The sequence below is a fragment of the Kineococcus rhizosphaerae genome, assembly GCF_003002055.1.
GTDB lineage: Bacteria > Actinomycetota > Actinomycetes > Actinomycetales > Kineococcaceae > Kineococcus > Kineococcus rhizosphaerae.
In genome coordinates this window covers 871,729-894,184 of record NZ_PVZF01000001.1, presented here as the reverse complement: position 1 = coordinate 894,184, position 22,456 = coordinate 871,729, and the positions used below count along the sequence as shown (strand labels likewise).

Annotated in this window: 16 protein-coding genes and 1 pseudogene; 14 read left to right on the top strand and 3 right to left on the bottom strand. The window is 73.6% G+C overall.

The window, feature by feature from the left end; all coding sequences use genetic code 11:
- Positions 1 to 290 (bottom strand): annotated as a pseudogene (locus CLV37_RS04295) (L-rhamnose isomerase); the annotation flags it as partial.
- 327 nt (positions 291 to 617) lie between these two features.
- Here CLV37_RS04295 and CLV37_RS04290 point away from each other — a divergent pair.
- From CLV37_RS04290 to CLV37_RS04265, 6 genes are all read left to right on the top strand, one after another.
- Positions 618 to 1,952, top strand: coding sequence for an ABC transporter substrate-binding protein (locus CLV37_RS04290; RefSeq protein WP_106207195.1), 1,335 nt, complete (start codon positions 618 to 620; stop codon positions 1,950 to 1,952).
- 5 nt (positions 1,953 to 1,957) lie between these two features.
- Complete coding sequence (locus tag CLV37_RS04285) at positions 1,958 to 2,887, top strand: carbohydrate ABC transporter permease (protein WP_106207520.1); 930 nt, start codon at positions 1,958 to 1,960, stop codon at positions 2,885 to 2,887.
- An 83-nt stretch (positions 2,888 to 2,970) separates the two neighbouring features.
- The gene (locus CLV37_RS04280) at positions 2,971 to 3,774 is read left to right on the top strand and encodes a carbohydrate ABC transporter permease (RefSeq protein WP_342762230.1); all 804 of its coding nucleotides are present in this window, start codon (positions 2,971 to 2,973) and stop codon (positions 3,772 to 3,774) included.
- Positions 3,775 to 3,799: 25 nt separating this feature from the next.
- A complete protein-coding gene (locus CLV37_RS04275; protein ID WP_106207193.1) occupies positions 3,800 to 6,073 on the top strand; it encodes a family 78 glycoside hydrolase catalytic domain in 2,274 nt (757 codons plus the stop codon).
- Between the two features lie 55 nt (positions 6,074 to 6,128).
- A complete protein-coding gene (locus CLV37_RS04270) occupies positions 6,129 to 6,983 on the top strand; it encodes a M15 family metallopeptidase (protein WP_146149290.1) in 855 nt (284 codons plus the stop codon).
- 31 nt (positions 6,984 to 7,014) lie between these two features.
- On the top strand, positions 7,015 to 7,293 hold the full coding sequence (locus tag CLV37_RS04265) for an acylphosphatase (RefSeq protein WP_211298349.1): 279 nt from the start codon (positions 7,015 to 7,017) through the stop codon (positions 7,291 to 7,293).
- Positions 7,294 to 7,356: 63 nt separating this feature from the next.
- On the opposite strand, the gene CLV37_RS04260 is transcribed toward CLV37_RS04265, so the two are convergent.
- On the bottom strand, positions 7,357 to 8,469 hold the full coding sequence (locus tag CLV37_RS04260; RefSeq protein WP_170127042.1) for a GGDEF domain-containing protein: 1,113 nt from the start codon (positions 8,467 to 8,469) through the stop codon (positions 7,357 to 7,359).
- A gap of 178 nt (positions 8,470 to 8,647) precedes the next feature.
- The gene (locus CLV37_RS04255) at positions 8,648 to 9,970 is read right to left on the bottom strand and encodes a multidrug effflux MFS transporter (protein ID WP_245885234.1); all 1,323 of its coding nucleotides are present in this window, start codon (positions 9,968 to 9,970) and stop codon (positions 8,648 to 8,650) included.
- Between the two features lie 204 nt (positions 9,971 to 10,174).
- Between CLV37_RS04255 and smc the strand changes: the two genes are divergently transcribed.
- From smc to CLV37_RS04215, 8 genes are all read left to right on the top strand, one after another.
- Positions 10,175 to 13,786, top strand: coding sequence for a chromosome segregation protein SMC (gene smc / locus CLV37_RS04250; protein ID WP_106207185.1), 3,612 nt, complete (start codon positions 10,175 to 10,177; stop codon positions 13,784 to 13,786).
- Between the two features lie 126 nt (positions 13,787 to 13,912).
- Positions 13,913 to 14,170, top strand: a complete 258-nt coding sequence (locus CLV37_RS04245; RefSeq protein ID WP_106207183.1) for a hypothetical protein — start codon at positions 13,913 to 13,915, stop codon at positions 14,168 to 14,170.
- A 96-nt stretch (positions 14,171 to 14,266) separates the two neighbouring features.
- Positions 14,267 to 15,463 (top strand): signal recognition particle-docking protein FtsY, encoded by a 1,197-nt coding sequence (gene ftsY / locus CLV37_RS04240; RefSeq protein WP_106207181.1) that lies wholly within the window; start codon positions 14,267 to 14,269, stop codon positions 15,461 to 15,463.
- 162 nt (positions 15,464 to 15,625) lie between these two features.
- Positions 15,626 to 16,960, top strand: a complete 1,335-nt coding sequence (locus tag CLV37_RS04235; protein WP_106207179.1) for an ammonium transporter — start codon at positions 15,626 to 15,628, stop codon at positions 16,958 to 16,960.
- Positions 16,957 to 17,295 (top strand): P-II family nitrogen regulator, encoded by a 339-nt coding sequence (locus tag CLV37_RS04230; RefSeq protein WP_106207177.1) that lies wholly within the window; start codon positions 16,957 to 16,959, stop codon positions 17,293 to 17,295. The genes CLV37_RS04235 and CLV37_RS04230 overlap by 4 nt, the downstream gene beginning before the upstream one ends.
- A 25-nt stretch (positions 17,296 to 17,320) precedes the next feature.
- Positions 17,321 to 19,675: a [protein-PII] uridylyltransferase gene (locus CLV37_RS04225; protein ID WP_342762229.1), complete on the top strand. Its 2,355-nt coding sequence runs from the start codon at positions 17,321 to 17,323 to the stop codon at positions 19,673 to 19,675.
- 74 nt (positions 19,676 to 19,749) lie between these two features.
- The gene (ffh, locus tag CLV37_RS04220; RefSeq protein WP_106207172.1) at positions 19,750 to 21,321 is read left to right on the top strand and encodes a signal recognition particle protein; all 1,572 of its coding nucleotides are present in this window, start codon (positions 19,750 to 19,752) and stop codon (positions 21,319 to 21,321) included.
- Positions 21,318 to 22,406: an amidohydrolase family protein gene (locus tag CLV37_RS04215; protein ID WP_106207170.1), complete on the top strand. Its 1,089-nt coding sequence runs from the start codon at positions 21,318 to 21,320 to the stop codon at positions 22,404 to 22,406. Before ffh ends, CLV37_RS04215 begins: the two co-directional genes overlap by 4 nt.
- Positions 22,407 to 22,456 lie beyond the last annotated feature (50 nt).

The following is a 22,456-nucleotide window of genomic DNA, read 5'->3' as shown; positions in this document are numbered from 1 at the left end:
GCGTTGACCATGCCGATCGTGACGCCCAGGTCGGCGGCGTGGGCGGCGAGCTTGCCGTAGTCCTCCACCAGGTCCCACGGGATGTGCAGCGAGACGCGGGGGGCGATGCCGGTGTACCGGTGCACCTGGGCGGCGTCGGAGACCTTCTCGAACGGGTCGCGGGGGGTGCCGGGGGTGCCGAACACCTTGAACCGGGTGCCGGAGTTGCCGAACGCCCACGAGGGCAGTTCGATCGTCTGCTCGCGCAACACGGACAGCGCGCGGTCGCGGGGGGTCGTGGGGGTCGTCATGGCAGTTCGCTCCTGCTCGGGGTGTCGCGTTCCACACCATCGGGGACGGCAGTCACCGTAGACCGGTCTTGACACGTTTCACAAGAGGGTGGACCGATCCCGTCGACGGGCGCCGTGATGCGGCTGTGATCCGGGACCCGGTGACGGCGTGGGCTGGGAAAGCGCTGTCCCGTCTGACCTGCCAGGACGCCCGGGAAAAAGTCGTCTGGAAACGCTTGACGAGCGCCGTGCGACGTCCCCAAACTCGGGCTTGCCGCTTTGAATCGTGTCAGGCGGTGCAAGAGCCGGCGGAGCCGCCGGTCCGTGGTCTCGAAGAGGAGACGAACCGTGACACGCACCAACCCCCGACCCACCCGGCGTCTTCTCGCCTTCGCCGTCGCGCTGACGCTGGCCCCGCTCACCGCGTGCAGCGCCGGGAGCCTGGGTTCCTCGTCAGACTCCGACTCCGGCGGGAAGACGACCATCACCTGGCTCACCGGCGTCGACGAGACCGCCCAGGCGACCGCCAAGAGCATCGTCACGGCGTTCGAGAAGGCCAACCCGGACGTCACCGTCAAGCTCGACGGCAAGCCGGCCGGGGCCGACGGCGACAACCTGGTCAAGACCCGGTTGCAGACCGGCAGCATGCCGGACGTCTTCGACTACAACTCCGGCTCCCTGTTCCAGCAGATCGCCCCGGAGAAGAACCTGACCAAGCTCACGGGCGACGACGCCGTCGCCAAGGTCGACGAGGCGTTCGACCCCCAGGTCTCGGTCGGCAGCGACGTCTACGGCGTGCCCTACGGCACCGCCTTCGGCGGCGGGGTCATGTACAACAAGAAGGTCTACGACCAGCTGGGGCTGAAGGTCCCGACGACGTGGGCGGAGTTCGTGTCCAACGCCGACGCGATCAAGGCGGCCGGCAAGACCGCCGTCATCCAGACCTACGGCGAGACCTGGACCGCGCAGCTGCCCATCCTCGGCGACTTCCACAACGTCTCCGCCGCGGACCAGAACTGGGCGAAGGACTACACGGCGAACAAGAAGAAGTACGCCACCGACCCCGTCGCCCTCGCCGGGTTCCAGCACCTGCAGGAGATCCACGACAAGGGCTGGGAGAACGCCGACTTCGCCTCGGCCAAGGTCCCCGACGGCATGCGCATGCTCGCCGACGGCGACGGCGTGATGTACCCGATCCTGTCGGGCAACATCACGACGCTGGCCGCCGCGGCTCCCGACAAGGTCAACGACGTCGGGTTCTTCGCCCTGCCGGGGTCCGACGCGGCCTCCAACGGCCTCACGGCCTGGTTCCCCAACGCCGTCTACATCCCGAACACCACCAAGGACGCCAAGCTGACGGCGGCCAAGAAGCTGCTGGCCTTCATCGCCAGCCCGGCCGGCTGCGACGCCCAGAGCCAGGCCAGCCCGCCCACCGGCCCGTACCTGGTCGAGGGCTGCACCCTGCCGGCCGACGTCCCGCAGGTCACCAAGGACGTCCAGGCCTACTTCGACGCCGACAAGCAGTCGCCCGCCCTGGAGTTCCTGTCCCCGGTCAAGGGTCCGAACCTGGAGCAGCTGTGCGTCGAGGTCGGCTCGGGCATCACCCCGGCCGCCGACGCGGCCAAGCTCTACGACCAGGACGTCGAGAAGCAGGCCCAGCAGCTCGGCCTCGCGGGCTGGTGACGGAGGTGTCGGCGACGATCAGCAGCCCCCCGCGGAAGACCCGCGCGGACGCGGGACGACCGGGACGACGCGATCGTCGCCGGCGCAGCCCGTACCCCAACTGGTTCTACCTGCCGGCCGCGGTGGTCTACGCGGTCCTGTTCCTGGTCCCCACCCTGCTGTCGTTCTACTTCAGCCTCACCCGGTGGACGATCTTCTCCAGCGAGTTCATCGGCCTGGACAACTTCGCCCAGTTCTTCTCCGAACCCGCCCTGACGAAGGGCTTCATCAACACCTTCGTCTACGCCGTCGTCACCTCCGGCGCCAAGGTGGTGCTCGGGATGGCGCTCGGCATCCTGCTCACCTCCCAGATCGTCGGCCGCGGGTACCTGCGCTCGGTGGTCTTCTTCCCGGTCCTCGTCTCCACAGTGGGCGTCGGGATCACCTTCCAGGTGCTCATGAACCCCCAGAAGGGCGTCATCAACCACGCCCTGTCGGTGTTCGGCGTCGACCAGATCGGCTGGCTCACCAACCCCTCGCTGGCGTTGTTCTCGGTGGCCCTCGTCGACATCTGGAAGGGGGTCGGACTCGCCACCGTCATCTACATGGCGGGCATCGTGTCCATCCCGAACGAGTACCGCGAGGCGGCCAAGGTCGACGGGGCCGGGGCGTGGAGCACGTTCCGCAACATCATCCTGCCGCTGTCGTGGCCGGCGACGTCGACCGTCGTGACGCTCTCGCTCATCGGCGGTCTGCGGTCCTTCGACCTCATCTGGGCCATGACCAAGGGCGGCCCGGGCTTCACTTCCGACGTCATCGCGTCGGTGATCTACAAGCAGTACCAGGCGGGGTTCTACGGGCTGTCGACGGCGGGCAACGTCATCCTGTTCATCGCGGTCACGGCCATCGTCATCCCGCTGACGCGGTTCCTGTCCAAGAAGGAGGTGGAGATGTGAGCACCGTCGTGGGGGCCCCCCGGAAGGTGTCGGTCAAGCCGGCGCAGAACGGCCGGTCGGCCTCGTCGCTCTACCGCTGGGGCCTGGGCGGGCTCGCGGTGCTGGCCAGCGTCGTCGTCTTCCTCGTGCCGTTCGCGTTCATCGTCACCACCGCCCTCATGGACTCCCAGCAGGCGGGGGAGTTCGCCCTGGCCTGGCCGCGGAACCTGCAGTTCGTCGAGAACCTCACGACGGTCCTGCAGGCGCGCGACTACATCCTCGTCATCGCGTTCATCAACTCCACGGTCCTCACCGTCGTCTCGGTGACGGCGCTGGTGGTCCTCGGCGCGATGGTCGCGTTCGTCCTGCAGCGCCGCAAGTCCCGGCTCACCGGGCTGGTGAACTTCCTCGTGCTGGCCGGGCTCATCATGCCGCCCGCCGTGGTCCCCACGATCTGGGTCCTGCAGAAGCTGGGTCTGTTCGGCGGGATGCCGGGCCTGATCCTCGTCGAGATCGCCTACGGCCTCTCGTTCACGATCCTGCTGTTCCGCGCCTTCCTCGGCACGGTGCCGCGGGAACTGGACGAGGCGGCGATCCTGGACGGCGCCGGACCCTTCCGGCTGTTCTTCCGGGTCATCCTGCCGCTGCTGCGGCCGGTGACGGTGACGATCATCGTGGTCCAGTCGGTGAACATCTTCAACGACTTCACCAACCCGCTGTACTTCGCCCCCGGCGACGCCAACGCGACCGTGCAGCTGACGCTGTTCAACTTCCAGAGCCAGAACCTCACGTCCTACAACCTGCTGTTCATGGACATCCTGCTCATCACCATCCCGCCGTTGATCATGTACCTGTTCTTCAACCGTCAGATCGTCGCCGGCATGACGTCCGGCGCCGTCAAGGGCTAGAAACCCGTCCTGGAGGAACCTGCTGATGTCCCCACGCTGGCAGGCGGCGATGATCGCCGCCGACGACGTGCCGAACGCCCCGCTGCTGCGCACGCGGTTCACCCTCGACGACGGGCACGGCGAGGTGACCTCGGCCGTCCTGCACGTCAGCGCCCTCGGCGTCGTCGAACCCCACCTCGACGGCGGGCTCGTCGGCGAGGACGTCCTCACGCCGGGCTGGAGCTCCTACGAGTGGCGGCTGCGGTACGTCTCGCACGACGTGACGTCGCGGCTGACCGCCGGGGACCACGATGGTGACCACGCCGGGGACCACGTCCTGGGCCTGGCCGTCGGCAACGGGTGGGCCGCCGGGCGCCTGGCCTGGAGCGGCCACCGGGGCCTGTACGCGTCCGAGCCGAGCGCGATCGCGCAGCTCGAGATCACCTTCGCCGACGGCCACCGGCAGACCGTGGCGACGGGACCGGAGTGGCAGGCCCGCGCCTCGGCCGTCACCGCCGACGAGATCTACGACGGCCAGGACGTCGACGCGCGCCTGCTCGTCCCCGGCTGGGACACCGTCGACGGCCCGGCCGACGGCTGGTCCGGGGTGCACGAGGTGGAGTTCGACACCGCCCGGCTCACCGAGCACGTCGGTCCGCCGGTCCGCCGGCAGGAGGTCGTCAAGGCCGTCGAGGTCACCACGTCCCCGTCCGGGAAGACGCTGGTGGACTTCGGGCAGAACCTCGTCGGCTGGCTGCGGTTCACCGTCACCGGGCCCGCGGGCTCGACCATCACGCTCAAGCACGCCGAGGTCCTCGAGCACGGTGAGCTCGGCACCCGGCCCCTGCGCACGGCCAAGGCCACCGACCACCTCACGCTCTCCGGCGGCACCGACACGTTCGAGCCGACGTTCACGTTCCACGGGTTCCGCTACGTGGAGGTCGAGGGCTGGCCCGGGGACCTGACGACCGATGACCTCGAGGCCGTCGTCGTGCACTCCGAACTGCGCCGCACGGGCGAGTTCGAGTGCTCCCACGATCTCGTCAACCAGCTGCACCGCAACGTCGTGTGGGGTCAGAAGGGCAACTTCCTCGACGTCCCCACCGACTGCCCGCAGCGCGACGAGCGGCTCGGCTGGACCGGGGACCTGGCCGTCTTCGGGCCCAGCGCCGCGTACCTGTTCGACGTCTCGACGTTCCTGCGGGACTGGCTGCGCGACCTGGACGCCGAGCAGGCCCACAACGACGGCATCACGCCGTACGTCGTCCCGGACGTCCTGAAGTTCTCCCCGCCCAAGGAGCTGCGCGGCAAACCCGACTCCACGTGCTTCTGGTCCGACGTCGCGGTGTGGCTGCCGTGGACGCTGTACCAGGCCTACGGGGACCGGGACGCGCTGGCCGAGGCGTACCCGGCCGCGACCGCCCACGTCCGCCACGTCGCCACGCTCCTGTCGCCGACCGACCTGTGGGACGAGGGGTTCCAGTTCGCCGACTGGCTCGACCCGGACGCCCCGCCGGACGACCCGGCCGCGGCCAAAGCCGACAAGGGCGTCGTCTCCACGGCGGCGATCTTCCGCTCGGCCCGCACGGCGGCGGACATCGCGCGCGTGCTGGGCAAGGAGGAGGACGTGGCCGAGTTCGACGCCCTCGCCGCCCGGCTGCGCACGGCCTTCCTGCAGCACTACGTCTCCGAGGACGGGACCGTCCTGTCGGACTGCGCCACCGTCTACGCCCTGGCCATCGAGTTCGGTCTGCTCGACGGCGAGCTGAGGGCCAAGGCGGGCGACCGCCTCGCCGAGGTCGTCGAGAAGGCGGGGTACCGCGTCTCGACCGGTTTCGCGGGCACCCCTTACGTCACCGACGCGCTCACCTCGACCGGTCACCTGGCCGAGGCGTACAAGCTGCTGCTGGAGGAGGGCTGCCCGTCGTGGCTGTACCCCGTCACGATGGGGGCCACGACGATCTGGGAACGCTGGGACTCGATGCTGCCCGACGGGACCATCAACCCCGGCCAGATGACGAGCTTCAACCACTACGCCCTCGGCGCGGTGGCGGACTGGATGCACCGCGTCGTCGCGGGCCTGTCGCCGCTGGAGCCCGGGTACGCGAAGTCGCTCGTCGCCCCGCAGCCCGGCGGCGGGATCAGCTGGGCCAGGGGGGCGCTGGAGACGCCGCACGGCCGGCTCGCGGTGAGCTGGCGCGAGCAGGACGGCGCGCTCAGCGTCGACGTCACCGTCCCGCAGGGCACGACGGCCCTGCTGCGGCTGCCCGACGGCAGCGAGCGCGAGCTCGGTGCGGGCGAGCACAGCGTGAACGCCTGATCGTGCCTCCGGCGCGGCGCGTGCCCAGCGCGCGCCGCGCTGGTTGGATCGGGCCATGACCGCAGTCCGGACTCGACGGTCGCCCTTCGCCGCCGAGGTGCGCCCCGACGGCAGCCGCCGGTTCAGCCACGAGGCCGTCGTGGCCCGGCGGACCCTGCTCGCCGGGCTCGTCGTCGCCGGCGCCAGCGGCGGGGTCCTGCTGTCGCGGCTGAGCACCACCGACCGGACCGTCGCCGCCGTCGACCCCGCGGTGCACGACCCCGTCGCGGCCGTCGCCGCGCCGGCCCCCGCCTCGACGTCCACCCCGTCCGCCGCGCCCCCCGTCGTGCCGGGCCCCTCGACGACCGAGGCCGGCAGCCCGTGGGTGGTCGTCAACAAGCAGCACGCCCTGGACCCCCTGGAGTACGCACCGGCCCTGGCCGTCGTGGGCGGCAAGGAGGTCGCAGCCTCCATCGCCGGGGACCTGCGGGCCCTGCTCGACGCGGCGAGGGCGGACGGGGTGTCGCTGAGCATCACCAGCGGCTACCGGTCCTACGCGCGGCAGAAGTCGGTCCACGACAGCTCGGTGCGGCGCAACGGGCTGGAGACCGCGGAGAGCCTGTCGGCCCGACCCGGGTACAGCGAGCACCAGACCGGGCTCGCGATCGACTTCGGCGGCAGCTCGGCGCCCGGGTGCCAGCTGGAGAACTGCTTCGGCCGGACGCGCGAGTCGGTGTGGCTGCGGGCCAACGCGGGCCGCTTCGGGTTCCTGCAGCGCTACCCCGAGGGCAAGACCGGGATCACCGGGTACGACCCCGAACCGTGGCACTGGCGCTGGGTGGGGACGGACCTGCTGGCCCGGATGGCCGAGCGGCGGGTCACCACGCTCGAGGAGTTCTTCGGGATCAGCGGCGGCACGGCGTACGCCTGACACCCCGGCACCGGTGAGGCACGCTGTGCGCGTGGAACGACTCACCGCACTCGTCACCGGTCACGTCCAGGGCGTCGGCTTCCGCTGGTGGGTGCAGACCCAGGCCGCCGAGCTCGGACTGGCCGGCAGCGCGACCAACCTGTCCGACGGCCACGTCGAGGTCGTCGCCGAGGGCGAGCGCAAGGCCCTGCGCCAGTTCCTGTCCCGCCTGCGCTCGGACCCCTCGACGCACGGACGCCCCGGGCGGGTCACCCGGGTCAGCGACCACTGGGGGCCCGCCGAGGGCACCGAGGGGTTCGCGACCGGCTGAGACCGCGCCGCCGACCACGGGGACGGAGGGCGTGATCGCCGCCCGCGCACCCCGGTCCCGCCCCTACCCGGCGACCACCACCGCACCGGGTGCCGCCGCGCCGGGTCGGGGGCGGCCGCCCCGGGCTGCCCGCCGCCGCTGCTTGATCTGGTACATCGCAGCATCGGCCGCCCCGAGCAGGTCGGCGAGCCCGACGGTCGCGGGCAGGGTGACCGTGCCCACGGAGAGTTCCAGGTGGAACGGTTCGCCGCCGCGCGCGACCCGGGTGGCGAGGTTGTCCAGGATCCGCTGCTGGACCCCGGCCCCCGCCGGGGCGTCGAGCAGGGCGATGAACTCGTCGCCGCCGGTGCGGGCCACGACGTCGTGCAGCCGGGTCGAGCGGCGCAGGACCTCGGCCGCGCCCTGGACGGCGGCGTCCCCGGCCGCGTGGCCGTGCACGTCGTTGATGCCCTTCATGTCGTCGATGTCGACGGCGACGACGGTCACCTCGCCGAGGTCGCCCCCGCTCTGCGCCCGCCGCAGCAGGGCAGGGGCCAGGACCTCCATGCCGCGGCGGTTGTAGACCCCGGTCAGGGCGTCGACGAGGGCTGCGCGCTGGGCCTCGGCGCGGGCGCGTTCGAGCCGGACGAGCGTGCGCCGGCGGGTGACGAAGGAGACGGTGGCCAGCAGGCTCGCGGCGAACAGCGCGAAGCCGAACACCGAGAACCCGCCGCCGGCAGGCAGGGCCGCGCACAGCCACCCCGCCCAGGCGCAGCCCAGGGTGAGCACGAACCAGCGGGCTGTCAGGAGCAGCGCGCCCAGCCCGCTCACCACGAGCAGCAGGTTCACCGACTCCCGCGCGTCCCCGCTGCCGATCAGCTGCCAGGCGCTGTTGACCAGCGGGACGAGGCACATGACGCCCGCGAGGGCGTGCACGTGACTCTCGCGACGGTCCCGTCGCGGGCGCGACGCGGCCCCCACGGCGGCCACCGCGGCGGCGCTGAGCCCGAAGCGGACCGCTTGCCACGGCGCGGGGTTGAGCCCACGTGCCGTCGCCAGGAGCGAGGCCGCCAGGTAGACGCCGTACAGCACGGCCAGACCCGCACCGACGATCGGCAGCGCCCGGGCCGTCTCGCGGCGGAAGGTGCCGGTGATGTCCGGTTCGAGCCAGGTGTGCAACGGGGTGTCACGGGTCACCGCATCAGATTCGACACGTGTCGGCGACATCTTGATGGGCTGGGCGGATGACGGCTGCACCAGCACCGGGGACGGTACCCGGCACCACCTCGATCGCCGTGCCCACGTCCGCGGCCCACGACCGTGAGGTCGTCCACGCGAGCGCCGACCCCCCCGCGCCGAGGCGGCGGGGCGTGCCCTAGTCCGTGACCACCGTGGCCGCGTGCGCCCGGGTGGCCGGCCGGGCGACGGCGAACAGCATCACGCTCGCCAGGCCCGTGCAGGTCAGCATCATCGTCACCATCGGCACCGCCGAGTGCTCACCGGCCAGCCCCACCAGCGGGGAGACGAGCGCGCCGATCGTGAACTGCAGCGCACCCTGCAGCGCCGACCCCGTCCCCGAGGCGAACCGCACCTCGTCGGCCGCGAGCGCCGTGGCGTTGCCGAAGATCAGGCCGCAGCTGAAGACGTTGACCCACAGCAGCACGAGGACGGCGGGGGTCCAGGCGTCGAAGGCCAGGACGGTGGTGAACAGCCCCGCGGCGCAGGCGAGCTGGATCAGCACGCCCGTGGTCAGGACCCGCACGGGGGAGTGGCGGCGCAGCGCCCGGGTGGAGACGGCCCCGCCCGCGGCGATGCCGAGGGCGTTGGTCGCGAAGACCAGCGAGTAGGTGCCCGTCGAGAGGCCGACGACGTTCTGCAGGACGAACGGCGAGGCGGAGACGTAGGAGAAGACGGTGCCGAAGACGAGGACGAGGGTGCCGACGTAGCCGACGTACCCGCGCCGGGACAGCACGGCGCGGCCGGTGACGACGACGTCGCGGACACCGCCGGCGTGGCGGCGCTCGCGGGGCAGCGTCTCGGGCACGACGAAGTAGGCGGCGACCACCATGACGAGGGCGGCCACGGCGGTGACGCCGAAGATGCCGCGCCAGCCGCCGTGGCCGGCGACGAGCCCGCCGAGCAGCGGGGCCACGACGGGGGCGACGCCGCCGATGACGCCGAGGGTCGAGAAGGCCCGGGCCGCGGCGCGCCCGGTGGCGAGGTCGGCCACGACGGCGCGGCCGATGACGACCCCGGCGGCCCCGGCGACGCCCTGCACGAGGCGGGCGACGACGAGCACGGCGATCGAGGGCGTCAGGGTGCACACGACACCGGCGAGGAAGGTCACCAGGGTGCCGGCGAGCAGGAGGCGGCGGCGGCCGAGGCGGTCGGACAGCGGCCCGAGGACGAGCTGGCCGGCGGCCATCCCGAGCATGAACGTCGTGAGCGTGAGCTGGACGTGCGCGGCGCTCGTCGACAGGTCGGTGGCCAGGTCCGGGAACGTCGGCAGGTACATGTCGACGGCGAAGGGACCGATGGCGCACAGCAGGGCCAGGGTGACCAGCAGCCTGATCGGCACGTCCTGGGCGCCGGCCACGAGCGGCGAGGCCGCCGGGCGGGGGCGGGGGAGCGTGCGACGGCTCGAGAGGGAACGGGCGGTGCGGGCGAGGCGGGTACGGCCGGCGGGGCGGGTCGGCACAGAGGTCCTTCCGGGAGGGATCGGCCGGGGCGAAGGTGTTCCACCGTTGTACAACCTCGGACGGTCACCCATCGAGCGCATTGCGTGTCGCGCTTCCCGTCATTCCGCGTCGTGATGATCACGGAGCGGGCGCACCGGTCCGCGGGACACCCCTGCGGCTCGCCTCACCGGATCACGGCGCCCGCCTCGTTAGGCTCACCGACCGTGCACCTGAAGACCCTCACCCTCAAGGGGTTCAAGTCGTTCGCCTCCGCGACGACGCTGCGGCTGCAGCCGGGGATCACGTGCGTGGTCGGCCCGAACGGCTCCGGCAAGTCCAACGTCCTGGACGCCCTGACCTGGGTCATGGGGGAGAGCAGCGCCAAGAGCCTGCGCGGCGGGAAGATGGAGGACGTCATCTTCGCCGGCACCACCGGTCCGGAGGGGCGCTCCGCCCTCGGCCGGGCCGAGGTGTCGCTGACGATCGACAACACCGACGGCGCCCTGCCCATCGAGTTCGCCGAGGTGACGATCAGCCGCACGATGTTCCGCACCGGCGGCTCGGAGTACCAGATCAACGGCCAGACGTGCCGGCTGCTGGACGTCCAGGAGCTGCTGTCCGACTCCGGCATCGGCCGCGAGATGCACGTCATCGTCGGCCAGGGGCAGATCGACGCCGTCCTGCACGCCTCGCCGGAGGAGCGCCGCGCGTTCATCGAGGAGGCCGCGGGCGTCCTGAAGCACCGCCGCCGCAAGGAGAAGGCGCTGCGCAAGCTCGACGCGATGGAGGCCAACCTCACGCGCGTCGCCGACCTGGTCACCGAGATCCGGCGCCAGCTCAAACCCCTGGGCCGCCAGGCCGAGGCGGCCCGGCGGGCGCAGGTCGTGCAGGCCGACCTGCGCGACTCGCGGCTGCGGCTGCTGGCCGACGACCTCGTCCAGGCCAGCAGCTCGCTGCAGCGCGACGAGGCCGACGAGGCGGCCCTGAAGGCCCGGCAGGCGCAGGTCGAGGCGGACCTGGCCGAGGCCGCCGCGCGGCTGGCCGCCGCCGAGCGGGCCGCCGCCGCGGCCGCTCCGGACCTGGCGCGGGCCGTGGAGACCCACCACCGCCTGGGTGCGCTGGCCGAACGGCTCCGGGGCGTCCAGGCGCTCGCGGCGGAGCGCTCGCGGCTGCTGGCGGGCGAACCGGACGAGCAGACCGGCCGTCGCGACCCGGAGGAGCTGGCGGCCCACGCCGACCGCGTCCGGGCCGAGGAGGCCGACCTCGCCGCGCAGGTCGCCGTCCACCGCGCCGCCCTCGACGAGGTGCTGGCCGCCCGCGCCGAGGCCGACCGGGCCGCCCGCGCCGAGGACCAGCGCGTCGCCGCGGCGCTGCGCGCGGCCGCCGACCGCCGCGAGGGACTGGCCCGCCTCGGCGGCCAGGTCGCCGCCCGGACCTCCCGCGTGGAGGCCGGCGAGGCCGAGCTGGAACGCCTGTCGGGGTCGCTGGCCGACGCCGAGCGGCGCCGCCAGGAGGCGCAGTCGGAGTTCACGGCCCTCGAGACGCAGGTCGCGGGCGTCGAGGAGGGCGAGGAGGGGCTGGACGCCGAGCACGAGGCCGCCGCCGGGCAGCTCGAGGCGGCCGAGGCCGCGCACGAGGCCGCCCGCACCGAGCTGCAGGCCGCCGAGCGCGAGCGAGCCGCCTGGGCCGCGCGCAAGGAGGCCCTCGAGATCGGCCTGGCCCGCAAGGACGGGGCCGGGGCGCTGCTGGCCGCCGGCCCCGCCCTCTCCGGTGTCCTGGGGTCGGTCGCGGCGCTGCTGAGCGTCGAGCCCGGCTACGAGCAGGCGGTCGCCGCGGCCCTGGGGTCCACGGCCGACGCCGTCGCGCTGTCCTCCGCGGCCGACGCCGCCCGCGCCATCGAGCACCTCAAGGCCGACGACGCCGGCCGCGCCGCGATGCTCGTGGCCTCCGTGGCCTCCGTGGCCTCCGTGGCCTCCGCGGCCGCCGACGAAGGGGCCGGGTCCACCGTGGCGGCCCCCGCCGGGTCCCGCGCGGCCCTCGACCTCGTCACCGCGCCCGCCGACCTGCGCCCGGCGCTGGCGCGGCTGCTCGCGCACGTCGTCGTCGTCGAGGACCTCGCCGCGGCGCAGCGCCTCGTCGGGTCCGCCCCCGGTCTCGTGGCCGTCACGCGGGACGGCGACCTGCTCGGCGCCCACCTCGCCGCGGGCGGTTCGTCGTCCACGCCGAGCCTGCTGCAGGTCCAGGCCGCCGTCGACGAGGCGACCGAAGCGCTGTCGGGCGCCGAGCACCGCACCCAGCGCGCGCAGTTCGCCCTCGGCCAGGCCCGGACCGAGCGCGAGGCCGCCGCCGAGCGGGTCGAGGCCGCCCTGGACCGGCTGCACGACTCCGACGCCCGGATGAACGCCGTCGCCGAGCAGCTCGGCCAGCTCGGGGCCGCCGTGCGCTCGGCCGCGGCCGAGGCCGACCGCCTCCGCGCCACCCGGGCGCAGGTCGCCGAGCGCCTCGAGACCGACCGCGGGGAGCTGGCCGAGCTCAGCGCGCGGTTCGAGGCCGCCGCCGCGGCCCCGGCCGAGGACGGCGACGTCTCCACCGACGAGCGCGACCGGCTCGCCGAGGTCGCCCGCGGGTTCGGCCGGACCGAGACCGAGGCCCGGCTCGCGCTGCGCACCACCGAGGAACGGGCCCGGGCCCTCGCCGGCCGCGCCGACGCCCTGGAACGGCAGGCCGCCGAGGAGCTCGCCGCCCGTGAACGGGCCGCGATCCGCCGGGCCCGGCGCGCCGAGCAGTCCCGCGTCGCCACCGCCGTCCACGCGGGGGCCGCGCGGGCCCTGGCCGCCTGGGAGTCCTCCCACGCCCAGGCCGCGCGCCTGCGCGAGGCCTCCGAGGCCGCCCGGCTGCAGTTCGACGAGGAGGTCACCGGCGCCCGGCGCGCGGTGGAGTCGCTGAAGGCCGAGCAGCAGCGCCTGGGTGACACCCGGCACGCCGACGAGGTCGCCCGCGCCCAGCAGCGGTGGAAGATCGACCAGCTGCGCGAGCGGTCCCTGGCCGAGCTCGGCACCGACCCCGACGTCCTCGTCGACGAGTTCGGCCCCCACCAGCCGGTCCCGCCCTCGCCGCCGGCCCCCGGCGACCCCGAGCCCGCCGAGCCCGCCGGGCCCCGGCCCTACGTGCGGGCCGAGCAGGACAAGCGCCGCCGCGCGGCCGAGCGCGCCCTGTCCCAGCTGGGCCAGGTCAACCCGCTGGCGCTGGAGGAGTACGCGGCGATGGAGGAGCGCCACCAGTTCCTCGTCACGCAGTCCGACGACCTCAAGAACTCCCGCAAGGACCTGCTCGACATCGTCAAGGAGGTCGACGAACGCGTCGAGCGGGTGTTCGCCGAGGCGTTCGCGGAGGTGGCGCAGCAGTACGAGGAGGTGTTCCCGCGGCTGTTCCCCGGCGGAGAGGGACGGCTCGTGCTGACCGACCCGGGCGACATGCTCGCCACGGGCATCGAGGTCGAGGCGCGCCCCGCGGGCAAGAAGGTCAAGCGCCTGTCGCTGCTGTCCGGGGGCGAGCGCTCGCTGGCCGCCGTGGCCATGCTCGTCTCGATCTTCCGCGCGCGCCCCAGCCCCTTCTACGTCATGGACGAGGTGGAGGCCGCGCTCGACGACGCGAACCTGTCGCGGCTCATCACCCTGTTCGAGGAGCTGCGCGCCACGAGCCAGCTGATCATCATCACCCACCAGAAGCGGACGATGCAGATCGCCGACGCCCTGTACGGCGTCACCATGCGCGGCGACGGCATCAGCACCGTCGTCAGCCAGCGCCTGCGCGAGGGGCAGCCTGCCGCCGGGTGACGGGCCGGTCGCACGCCGGGTGACAGGTCGGTGAGCATCCGATCACGGGGTGGTGACGACGGCGTGGGCGGAGTGGTGCGGGCGTGACCAGCGGGGCAAGGTGGAGCCCGTGGTGAGGAGCTGGAGATGCTGACGACCCTGCTGGTCACGTTCGCGGTCACGGTGGGCCTCGCGCTCGTCGTGCTCCTGTCGGTGGCCGCCCCGACGCTCAGACGGCGCGGCAGCCGCACGATGGCCCGCATCGACGCCACCGCCGAACGGCTCCTGCCGGTCCTGCGGCACCACCGCGACCGCGCCGCCGCCCAGCTCGCCCAGCGCCTGGAGGCCCAGCGGCACGCGCACCGCGCCGCGCGCGACGACCACGGGGCCGCGCAGGCCCGCTGACCCGCGGCGCGAGGTCCGGGCACGAGGTCCGGGCACGAGGTCCAGGCACGAGGTCCGGGCGCGTGACCGGGCCCGGGTCTGGGAAGATCGGGGCTCGTGGAGACCCTCGAGATCGTCATCGGCCTCATCGTGGTCATCGCCCTCGCGGCGGTGGGCGCGGTGGTCGGCTTCGTCCGGCCCCGCCGGCGCCGGTCCCTGCCGCCCCGGCCCGCGCGCCAGAACGGCCTGGCGACGGGCGCGCGCGACGACGAGGACCACCTGCCGGGCGTCGGGGACGACGCCGAGGTCCCGCGCGACAGCGCCACCCGCACGGTCGAGGACGTCGACCTGCCCGAAGGGCCCATCGTCGACCGGCCCGCTCCCGTCCTCGGCCGGCTCGTCCGGCTGCGCGAACGCCTCGCCCGCTCCAACTCCGCCCTCGGCCAGGGCCTGCTGGCCCTGCTGTCGCGCGACACCCTCGACGAGGCGACGTGGGAGGAGGTCGAGGAGACGCTCCTGCTGGCCGACATCGGCTTCGAACCGACCACCCGCATCGTCGACGCCCTGCGCGAACGCGTGAAGGTCCTCGGCACCCGCGACCCCGAGCACCTGCGCGGCATGCTGAAGGACGAGCTCCTGGCCGCCATCGGCACCGACGTCGACCGTTCCCTGACGATCGAGCGCCAGGTCGGGCCGGCAGGTGAGCGCCCCGCGGTCGTCATGGTCGTGGGCGTCAACGGCACCGGCAAGACCACGACCGTCGGCAAGATCGCCCGCATGCTCGTCGCGCAGGACAAGGACGTCGTCCTCGGCGCCGCCGACACGTTCCGCGCGGCCGCGGCCGAGCAGCTGGCCACCTGGGGCGAGCGCGTGGGGGTGCCCACGGTGCGCTCGGACCGCGACGGCGCCGACCCCGCCGCCGTGGCCTTCGACGCCGTCAAGCAGGGGATCGAGGCCGAGGTCGACGTCGTGCTCATCGACACCGCCGGCCGGCTGCAGAACAAGGTCGGCCTCATGGACGAGCTGGGCAAGGTCAAGCGCGTCGTGGAGCGGCACGGGCCCGTCGACGAGGTGCTGCTCGTCCTGGACGCCACGACCGGGCAGAACGGCCTGCGGCAGGCGGCGGTGTTCTCCGAGGTCGTCGACGTGACCGGCATCGTGCTGACCAAGCTCGACGGCACCGCCAAGGGCGGGATCGTCGTCGCGGTGCAGCGCTCGCTGGGCGTGCCCGTCAAGCTCGTGGGCCTGGGGGAGGGCGCCGACGACCTCGCGCCGTTCGAGCCGGAGGCGTTCGTCGACGCTCTGCTCAGCTGAGCGTCCGCGTAACGCGAAGTTCACACGGCGGGCGTCGTCGTCACACGGGCGAAACACGGGCAACGACGGGCTGTAACGCGGTCAGGTCACCTTTGACCTCGTTCGCCCCGCCCCTCTCCAGCCCCCCGCCGGTTCGCCGGCCCTGCGGAAGGCCCGTTGCCCATGGACACCGGTGACACCGCCTGGATCCTCACCAGCGCCTCGCTCGTGCTGCTGATGACTCCCGGTCTCGCGCTCTTCTACGGCGGCATGGTCCGCGCCAAGACCGTCCTGAACATGATGATGATGAGCTTCGGTTCCATGGGGCTCATCGGGGTCCTGTGGATCCTCTACGGGTACTCGGTCGCCTTCGGCGACGACCTCGGAGGCGGTCTGCTCGGGAACCCGTTCCAGTACTTCGGCCTCAACGGCCTCATCGGTGACGGGAACCTGTCCGGCACGCTGCCGGTCACGGCGTTCGTCGGGTTCCAGGCCGTCTTCGCCATCATCACCGTCGCCCTGATCTCCGGCGCCATCGCCGACCGCGCGAAGTTCGGCGCGTGGATGGTCTTCGCCGCGGTCTGGGCGACCGTCGTCTACTTCCCGGCCGCGCACTGGGTCTTCGCGTTCTCCTCCGACACGTACGTCGGCGGCTGGATCGCCAACAACCTCAAGGCCATCGACTACGCCGGCGGGACCGCCGTCCACATCAACGCCGGTGCGGCCGGTCTGGCCCTAGCGCTGGTCCTCGGCAAGCGCAAGGGCTTCGCCCGCGACCCCATGCGCCCGCACAACCTGCCCCTGGTCATGCTCGGCGCCGGCATCCTGTGGTTCGGCTGGTTCGGCTTCAACGCCGGTTCGGCCGTCACCTCCGGCAACTCCGCCGCCGTCGTGTGGGTCAACACCTTCGGCGCCACCGCCGCCGCCATGCTCGGCTGGCTGCTCACCGAGAAGATCCGCGACGGTCACGCCACCTCCCTGGGTGCCGCCTCCGGCGCCGTGGCCGGCCTCGTCGCCATCACCCCCGCCTGCGGCGCCCTGAACCCGGTCGGCGCGCTGATCGTCGGCGCCATCGCCGGTGTCCTGTGCGCCCTGGCGGTCGGCCTGAAGTACAAGCTCGGCTACGACGACTCCCTCGACGTCGTCGGCGTCCACCTCGTCGGTGGGCTCTGGGGCACCGTCGCCGTCGGCTTCTTCGCCACGGACAAGGCGCCCAACGGCGTCAGCGGCCTGTTCTTCGGCGGCGGCGTGGACCAGCTGTGGCGCCAGTGCGTCGGTGCCGTCGCGATGCTGGTCTTCTCCTTCGTGCTCACCTGGATCATCGGCACCGTCATCCAGAAGACGATGGGCTTCCGCATCGACGAGGAGGACGAGGTGGCCGGCATCGACCAGGTCGAGCACGCCGAGTCCGCCTACGACTGGGGCACGCTGACCGCCGGTGGTGGTCGCGTGGTCGGTTCGCCGAGCCGCCCGACCGACGCCCGTCACGCATCCGGCAACTCGGAGGTCTCGCTGTGAAGCTGCTCACCGCCATCATCAAGCCGCACAAGCTCGACGACGTGAAGTCCGCGCTGGAGGCCTACGGCATCCAGGGGATCACCATCTCCGAGGCCTCCGGGTACGGCCGCCAGCGCGGTCACACCGAGGTCTACCGGGGCGCGGAGTACACCGTCGACCTCGTGCCCAAGGTCCGCGTCGAGGTCCTCGTGGACGACCTGGACGTCCACGACGTCGTCGAGGTCGTCGTCAAGAGCGCCCAGACCGGGCGCATCGGCGACGGCAAGGTGTGGACCCAGCCGGTCGACGACGTCGTGCGCGTGCGCACCGGCGAGCACGGCCCCGACGCGCTGTGAACCGTCCCTCGTTCGGGGAGGACCGCTGAGCGCGGACCTGCGCACCGAACGACTCGCGCTGGCGGTGCGGGCCGGTCGTCCCGGCCCGCACCGCCGCGCCGAGCTGGTCCAGCTCGTCGAGTCCCGGCTGCGCGACGTGTGGGACCAGGCCGTCGAACCCTTCGGCGAGCTGCGCGAGGGCGTGGCCCTGGCGTGCGTGGGCTCCCTGGCCCGCCGCGACGCCGGACCCGCCAGCGACGTGGACCTCGTGCTCGTCCACGACGGCCGGACCCTGCCGCGCGAGGACGTCGCCGCGCTCGCCGACCGGATCTGGTACCCGCTGTGGGACAACGGGCTGCGCCTGGACCACTCCGTGCGCACCACCAAGGAGTGCCGCGAGGTCGCCGCGGCCGACCTCGCCGCGGCCACCGGTCTGCTGGACCTGCGGGTCGTGGCCGGTGACGGCGGGCTCGTCGCGCGCACCCGCGGTGCCCTGCTCGACGACTGGCGCGCCGGGGCCCGCCGCCGGCTGCCGCAGGTCCTCGACTCCCTGGCCGAGCGGGCCGCCCGGTTCGGGGAACTGGCCTACCTGCTCGAACCGGACCTGAAGGAGGCCCGCGGCGGCCTGCGCGACGCGATCACGCTGCGCGCCCTGGCCGCGAGCTGGCTCACCGACCGCCCGCACGGTGCCGTCGACGAGGCGCACACCGTCCTGCTCGACGTCCGCGACGGGTTGCAGGCCTCCTCCGGACGGCCCGGCGACCGCCTGGTCCTGCCCGAGCAGGACGCCACCGCCGTGGTGTGCGGCTACGCCGACGCCGACCTCATGCTCGCCACGCTCGCCCAGGCCGCCCGGACCATCTCCTCGGCCGTCGACCTCACCACCCGGCGCGCCCGGCAGTCGATGCCGACGCGCCGGTTCCGGGCCCAGGGCCGGCGCCCCCAGCTGCGCTCGCTGGGGCACGGACTGGTCGAGCACGACGGCGAGATCGTCCTGGGCGGCGGGGTCAGCCCCGCCGAGGACGCCGTGCTGCCCCTGCGGGCCGCCGCGACCGCCGTGCGCACCGGGCTGCCCCTGTCGCCGGTGACCCTGGAGCACTTCGTCTCCACCTGCCCGCCGTTGCCCGAGCCGTGGCCGGCGCCCGCCCGCGAGGCCCTGCTGGAGCTGCTCGCCGCCGGTCCCGCCCAGGTGCCCGTGTGGGAGTCCCTCGACATGGTCGGGCTCGTCGAGCGCTGGATCCCCGAGTGGTCGCCCGTGCGCAACCGGCCGCAGCGCAACGCGGTCCACCGCTGGACGGTCGACCGCCACCTCATCGAGACGGCCGTGGCCGCCGGGCCGTTCCTGCGCGAGGTCGAACGGCCCGACCTGCTGCTGCTGGCGGCCCTGACCCACGACCTCGGCAAGGTCCCCGGCGCCCAGGACCACTCGCGCACGGGCGCCCCCCTGGCGCGTGCCGTCGCGCGCCGGACCGGGTTGGACGCCGACGACGTCGACGTGATCGGCCGCCTCGTGCTCGAGCACCTGACCCTCGTCGACCTCGCCACCCGCCGCGACCCCGACGACCCGCAGACCGTCGCCGCGCTCGTCGAGGCCACCGGGGGGCGCCTGGAGACCCTGCAGCTGCTGCGCGCCCTCACCGAGGCCGACGCGCGCGCCGCCGGCCCCACGGCCTGGTCCCCGTGGCGGGCCCGGCTCGTCGACGACCTCGTGGCCCGGGCCACGAAGTCCCTCGCGGGGGAGGAGGCGCCCGGCCCGGCCCCGTTCGACGCCGCCGAGCAGGCCCTGGCCGCGGCCGTCGCCCGCGACGGGCAGACCCGCGTGGACGTGCGCGAGGTCGACGGGTTCTTCGTGGTCACCGTCGTCACCCCCGACCGCACGGGGCTGTTCGCCGACCTGGCCGGGCTGCTGGCCGGGCACCGCTTCCTCGTGCGCTCGGCGCTGGTGCGCACGCTGGACGGGGTAGCCGTCGACTCCTGGTGGGTCGAGTCGCCCACCGGTGAGCCGCCGTCGGCGGACCTGCTGCGGCAGAGCCTGGGCCGCATCGTCGGCGGCGACGTCACCCTGCTGGAGCGGCTCTCGGCCCGCGACGCGCAGGCCCGCCGGCCCGCCGGCGGTGGACGCTCGCTCGTGGCGCACCCGCGCGTGGTCATCCTGCCCGGCGCCTCCGAACGCGCCACCGTGCTGGAGGTGCGCTGCGGCGACCGCCCCGGGCTCCTGCACGCCCTGGGGCGCGCGCTGGCCGTGGAGGGCATCGACATCCGCTCGGCCCACGTGGCGACCTACGCGGCGCAGGCGGTGGACGTGCTCTACCTGGCCGAGCCGTCGGGGCAGCGGCTCAGCCCCCCGCGGGTGGCCATGGCGATCCAGGCGCTGTCGGACGCGGCGGAGGTCCCGGGGTAGTCCGGGGGCAGTCCCGGGGTGGTCCCGGTCCCGAGCGCCCGGGAACGGGCGGCGGGGGCGGTTAGGCTGTCGGGGTGTTCGCCACGCTCTCCGACCGCCTCACCGCCACGTTCAAGTCGCTGCGCGGCAAGGGGCGGCTGACCGAAGCCGACGTCGACGCGACCGTGCGGGAGATCCGCCGGGCGCTGCTCGACGCCGACGTCGCCCTGCCCGTCGTCCGGGACTTCACCACCCGCATCCGCGAGCGCGCGACCGGCGCGGAGGTCGTGGGCCACCTGAACCCGGCCCAGCAGGTCGTCAAGATCGTCAACGAGGAGCTCGTCGGCATCCTCGGCGGTGAGACCCGCCGGCTGCGGTTCGCCAAGAACCCGCCGACCGTCATCATGCTCGCCGGCCTGCAGGGCGCCGGGAAGACGACGCTGGCCGGCAAGCTCGGCCGCTGGCTGAAGGGCAACGGCAACCGCCCGCTGCTCGTGGCCTGCGACCTGCAGCGCCCCAACGCCGTCAACCAGCTGCAGATCACCGGTGAGCGCGCCGGGGTCGACGTCTTCGCCCCCGAACCGGGCAACGGCGTGGGCGACCCCGTCTCGGTCGCCGAGCGCGGCATCGAGCACGCCAAGCGCCACCACTACGACGTCGTCGTCGTCGACACCGCCGGCCGCACCGGCGTCGACGCCGAGATGATGCAGCAGGCCATCGACATCCGCGCCGCCGTCCGGCCCGACGAGGTGCTGTTCGTCCTCGACGCCATGATCGGCCAGGACGCCGTCGCCACCGCCGAGGCGTTCCGCGACGGCGTCGGCTTCGACGGGGTGGTGCTCACCAAGCTCGACGGCGACGCCCGCGGTGGTGCGGCCCTGTCGGTGCGCCACGTCACGGGCCAGCCCGTCATGTTCGCCTCCACGGGCGAGAAGCTCGACGACTTCGAGCTGTTCCACCCCGACCGGATGGCCTCGCGCATCCTCGACATGGGCGACGTCATGTCGCTCATCGAGCAGGCCGAGAAGGCGTTCGACGCCGACCAGGCGCAGGCCATGGCGGCCAAGTTCGCCGCCGACGAGGACTTCACCCTCGACGACTTCCTGCAGCAGCTGCAGGCCGTCCGCAACATGGGCTCGCTGAAGAAGATGCTCGGGATGCTGCCGGGCATGGCGCAGATGCGCCAGCAGCTCGACGCGTTCGACGAGCGCGAGTTCGACCGCATCGAGGCCATGGTCCGGTCCATGACGCCGCTGGAACGCCGTCAGCCGAAGATCATGAACGGGTCGCGCCGCGCCCGCGTCGCCGCCGGCTGCGGGCAGAGCGTCTCCTCGGTCAACGACATGCTCGAACGCTTCGGGCAGGCGCAGAAGATGATGCGCTCGCTGAAGAACGGCCTCGGCGGCGGTGGGCTGCCCGGCATCCCGGGCATGCCCGGCGGGGCCGGGGGCGGTGCCTCCAAGAAGCAGAAGGCGCGCATCGCGGCCTCCAAGGGCAAGAAGGCCAAGAGCGGCAACCCCGCCAAGCGCGCCCAGCAGCAGGCCGAGGCCTCCGAACGGGCTGCGGCGCAGCCCGGTTCGGCCTTCGGGCTGCCCGACCCGTCGCAGGGGTTCGACCCCGCCGACCTCAACCTGCCGAAGGGCTTCGACAAGTACCTCGGGAAGTGACGATCCACCTCACCGGGCCGGTCCTGACCGGCCCGGACGAGGTGGTGGACCAGGCGTGGGTCGTGGGGGACCGGCTGACGTTCACCCGGCCCTCCTCGGTCTCGGCGACGCTGGCGGGCTGGGTCGTCCCCGGTCTCGTCGACGCCCACTGCCACGTCGGCATCGGGCCGCACGGCCAGGTGCCCGACGAGGTCAGCGAGGCCCAGGCGCTCGCGGACCGCGCCGCCGGGGCGCTGCTGCTGCGCGACGCGGGGTCGGCCTCGCAGACGCGCTGGATCGACGAGCGCGAGGACCTGCCGCGCATCGTGCGCGCCGGCCGGCACCTCGCCCGGACCCGGCGGTACCTGCGCGGGCTCGCCCACGAGATCGAACCGGAGGACCTCGTCGAGCACGTCCGCGTCGAGGCCCGCCGCGGCGACGGCTGGGTCAAGCTCGTCGGCGACTGGATCGACCGCACCACCGGGGACCTGGCGCCGTGCTGGCCGGCCGACGTGCTCGCCGCGGGGGTGTCCGCGGCGCACGAGCTCGGTGCGCGCGTCACCGTCCACCAGTTCGGCGAGGACGGCGTCGAGGACCTGCTCGCGGCGGGGGTCGACGGCATCGAGCACGGCACGGGCCTGTCGGCGGACGTCCTGCCCCGGCTGGCCGCCGCCGGGGTCGCCGTGGTGCCGACACTGGTGAACATCGCGACGTTCCCCGGCATCGCCGACCGGGGTGAGCCGAAGTTCCCGACCTACGCGGCGCACGTGAGGACGCTGCACGCGCGGCGGTACGAGAACGTCGCCGCCCTGCACGAGGCCGGCGTCCCGTTGTTCGCCGGGACGGACGCCGGCAGCGTCCTGCCGCACGGGCTGGTCGTCGACGAGCTCCACGAACTCGTGGCCGCGGGGCTGACCCGCACCGCGGCGCTGGACGCCGCGACGTGGTCGGCGCGCCGCTGGCTGGGGCACCCCGGGCTGCAGGAGGGGGCACCGGCCGACCTGCTGGTGCTCGACGGGGACCCGCGGCGGGACCTGGGCGTGCTGCGCGACCCCCGGGTGGTGCTGCGCGGCCGTGTCGTGGAGGGTGCACGACCTCTGGCATGATGGACGGGCACTCGTTCGTCCAGGGACCCTCTCACCCGGGACGTGCGCGT

Excerpts from the sequence above, each read along its gene's own strand:
- CLV37_RS04275 (WP_106207193.1), top strand. The coding sequence starts at position 3,800 with ATGTCCCCACGCTGGCAGGCGGCGATGATCGCCGCCGACGACGTGCCG.
- CLV37_RS04270 (WP_146149290.1), top strand. The coding sequence starts at position 6,129 with ATGACCGCAGTCCGGACTCGACGGTCGCCCTTCGCCGCCGAGGTGCGC.
- CLV37_RS04245 (WP_106207183.1), top strand. The coding sequence starts at position 13,913 with ATGCTGACGACCCTGCTGGTCACGTTCGCGGTCACGGTGGGCCTCGCG.
- CLV37_RS04235 (WP_106207179.1), top strand. The coding sequence starts at position 15,626 with ATGGACACCGGTGACACCGCCTGGATCCTCACCAGCGCCTCGCTCGTG.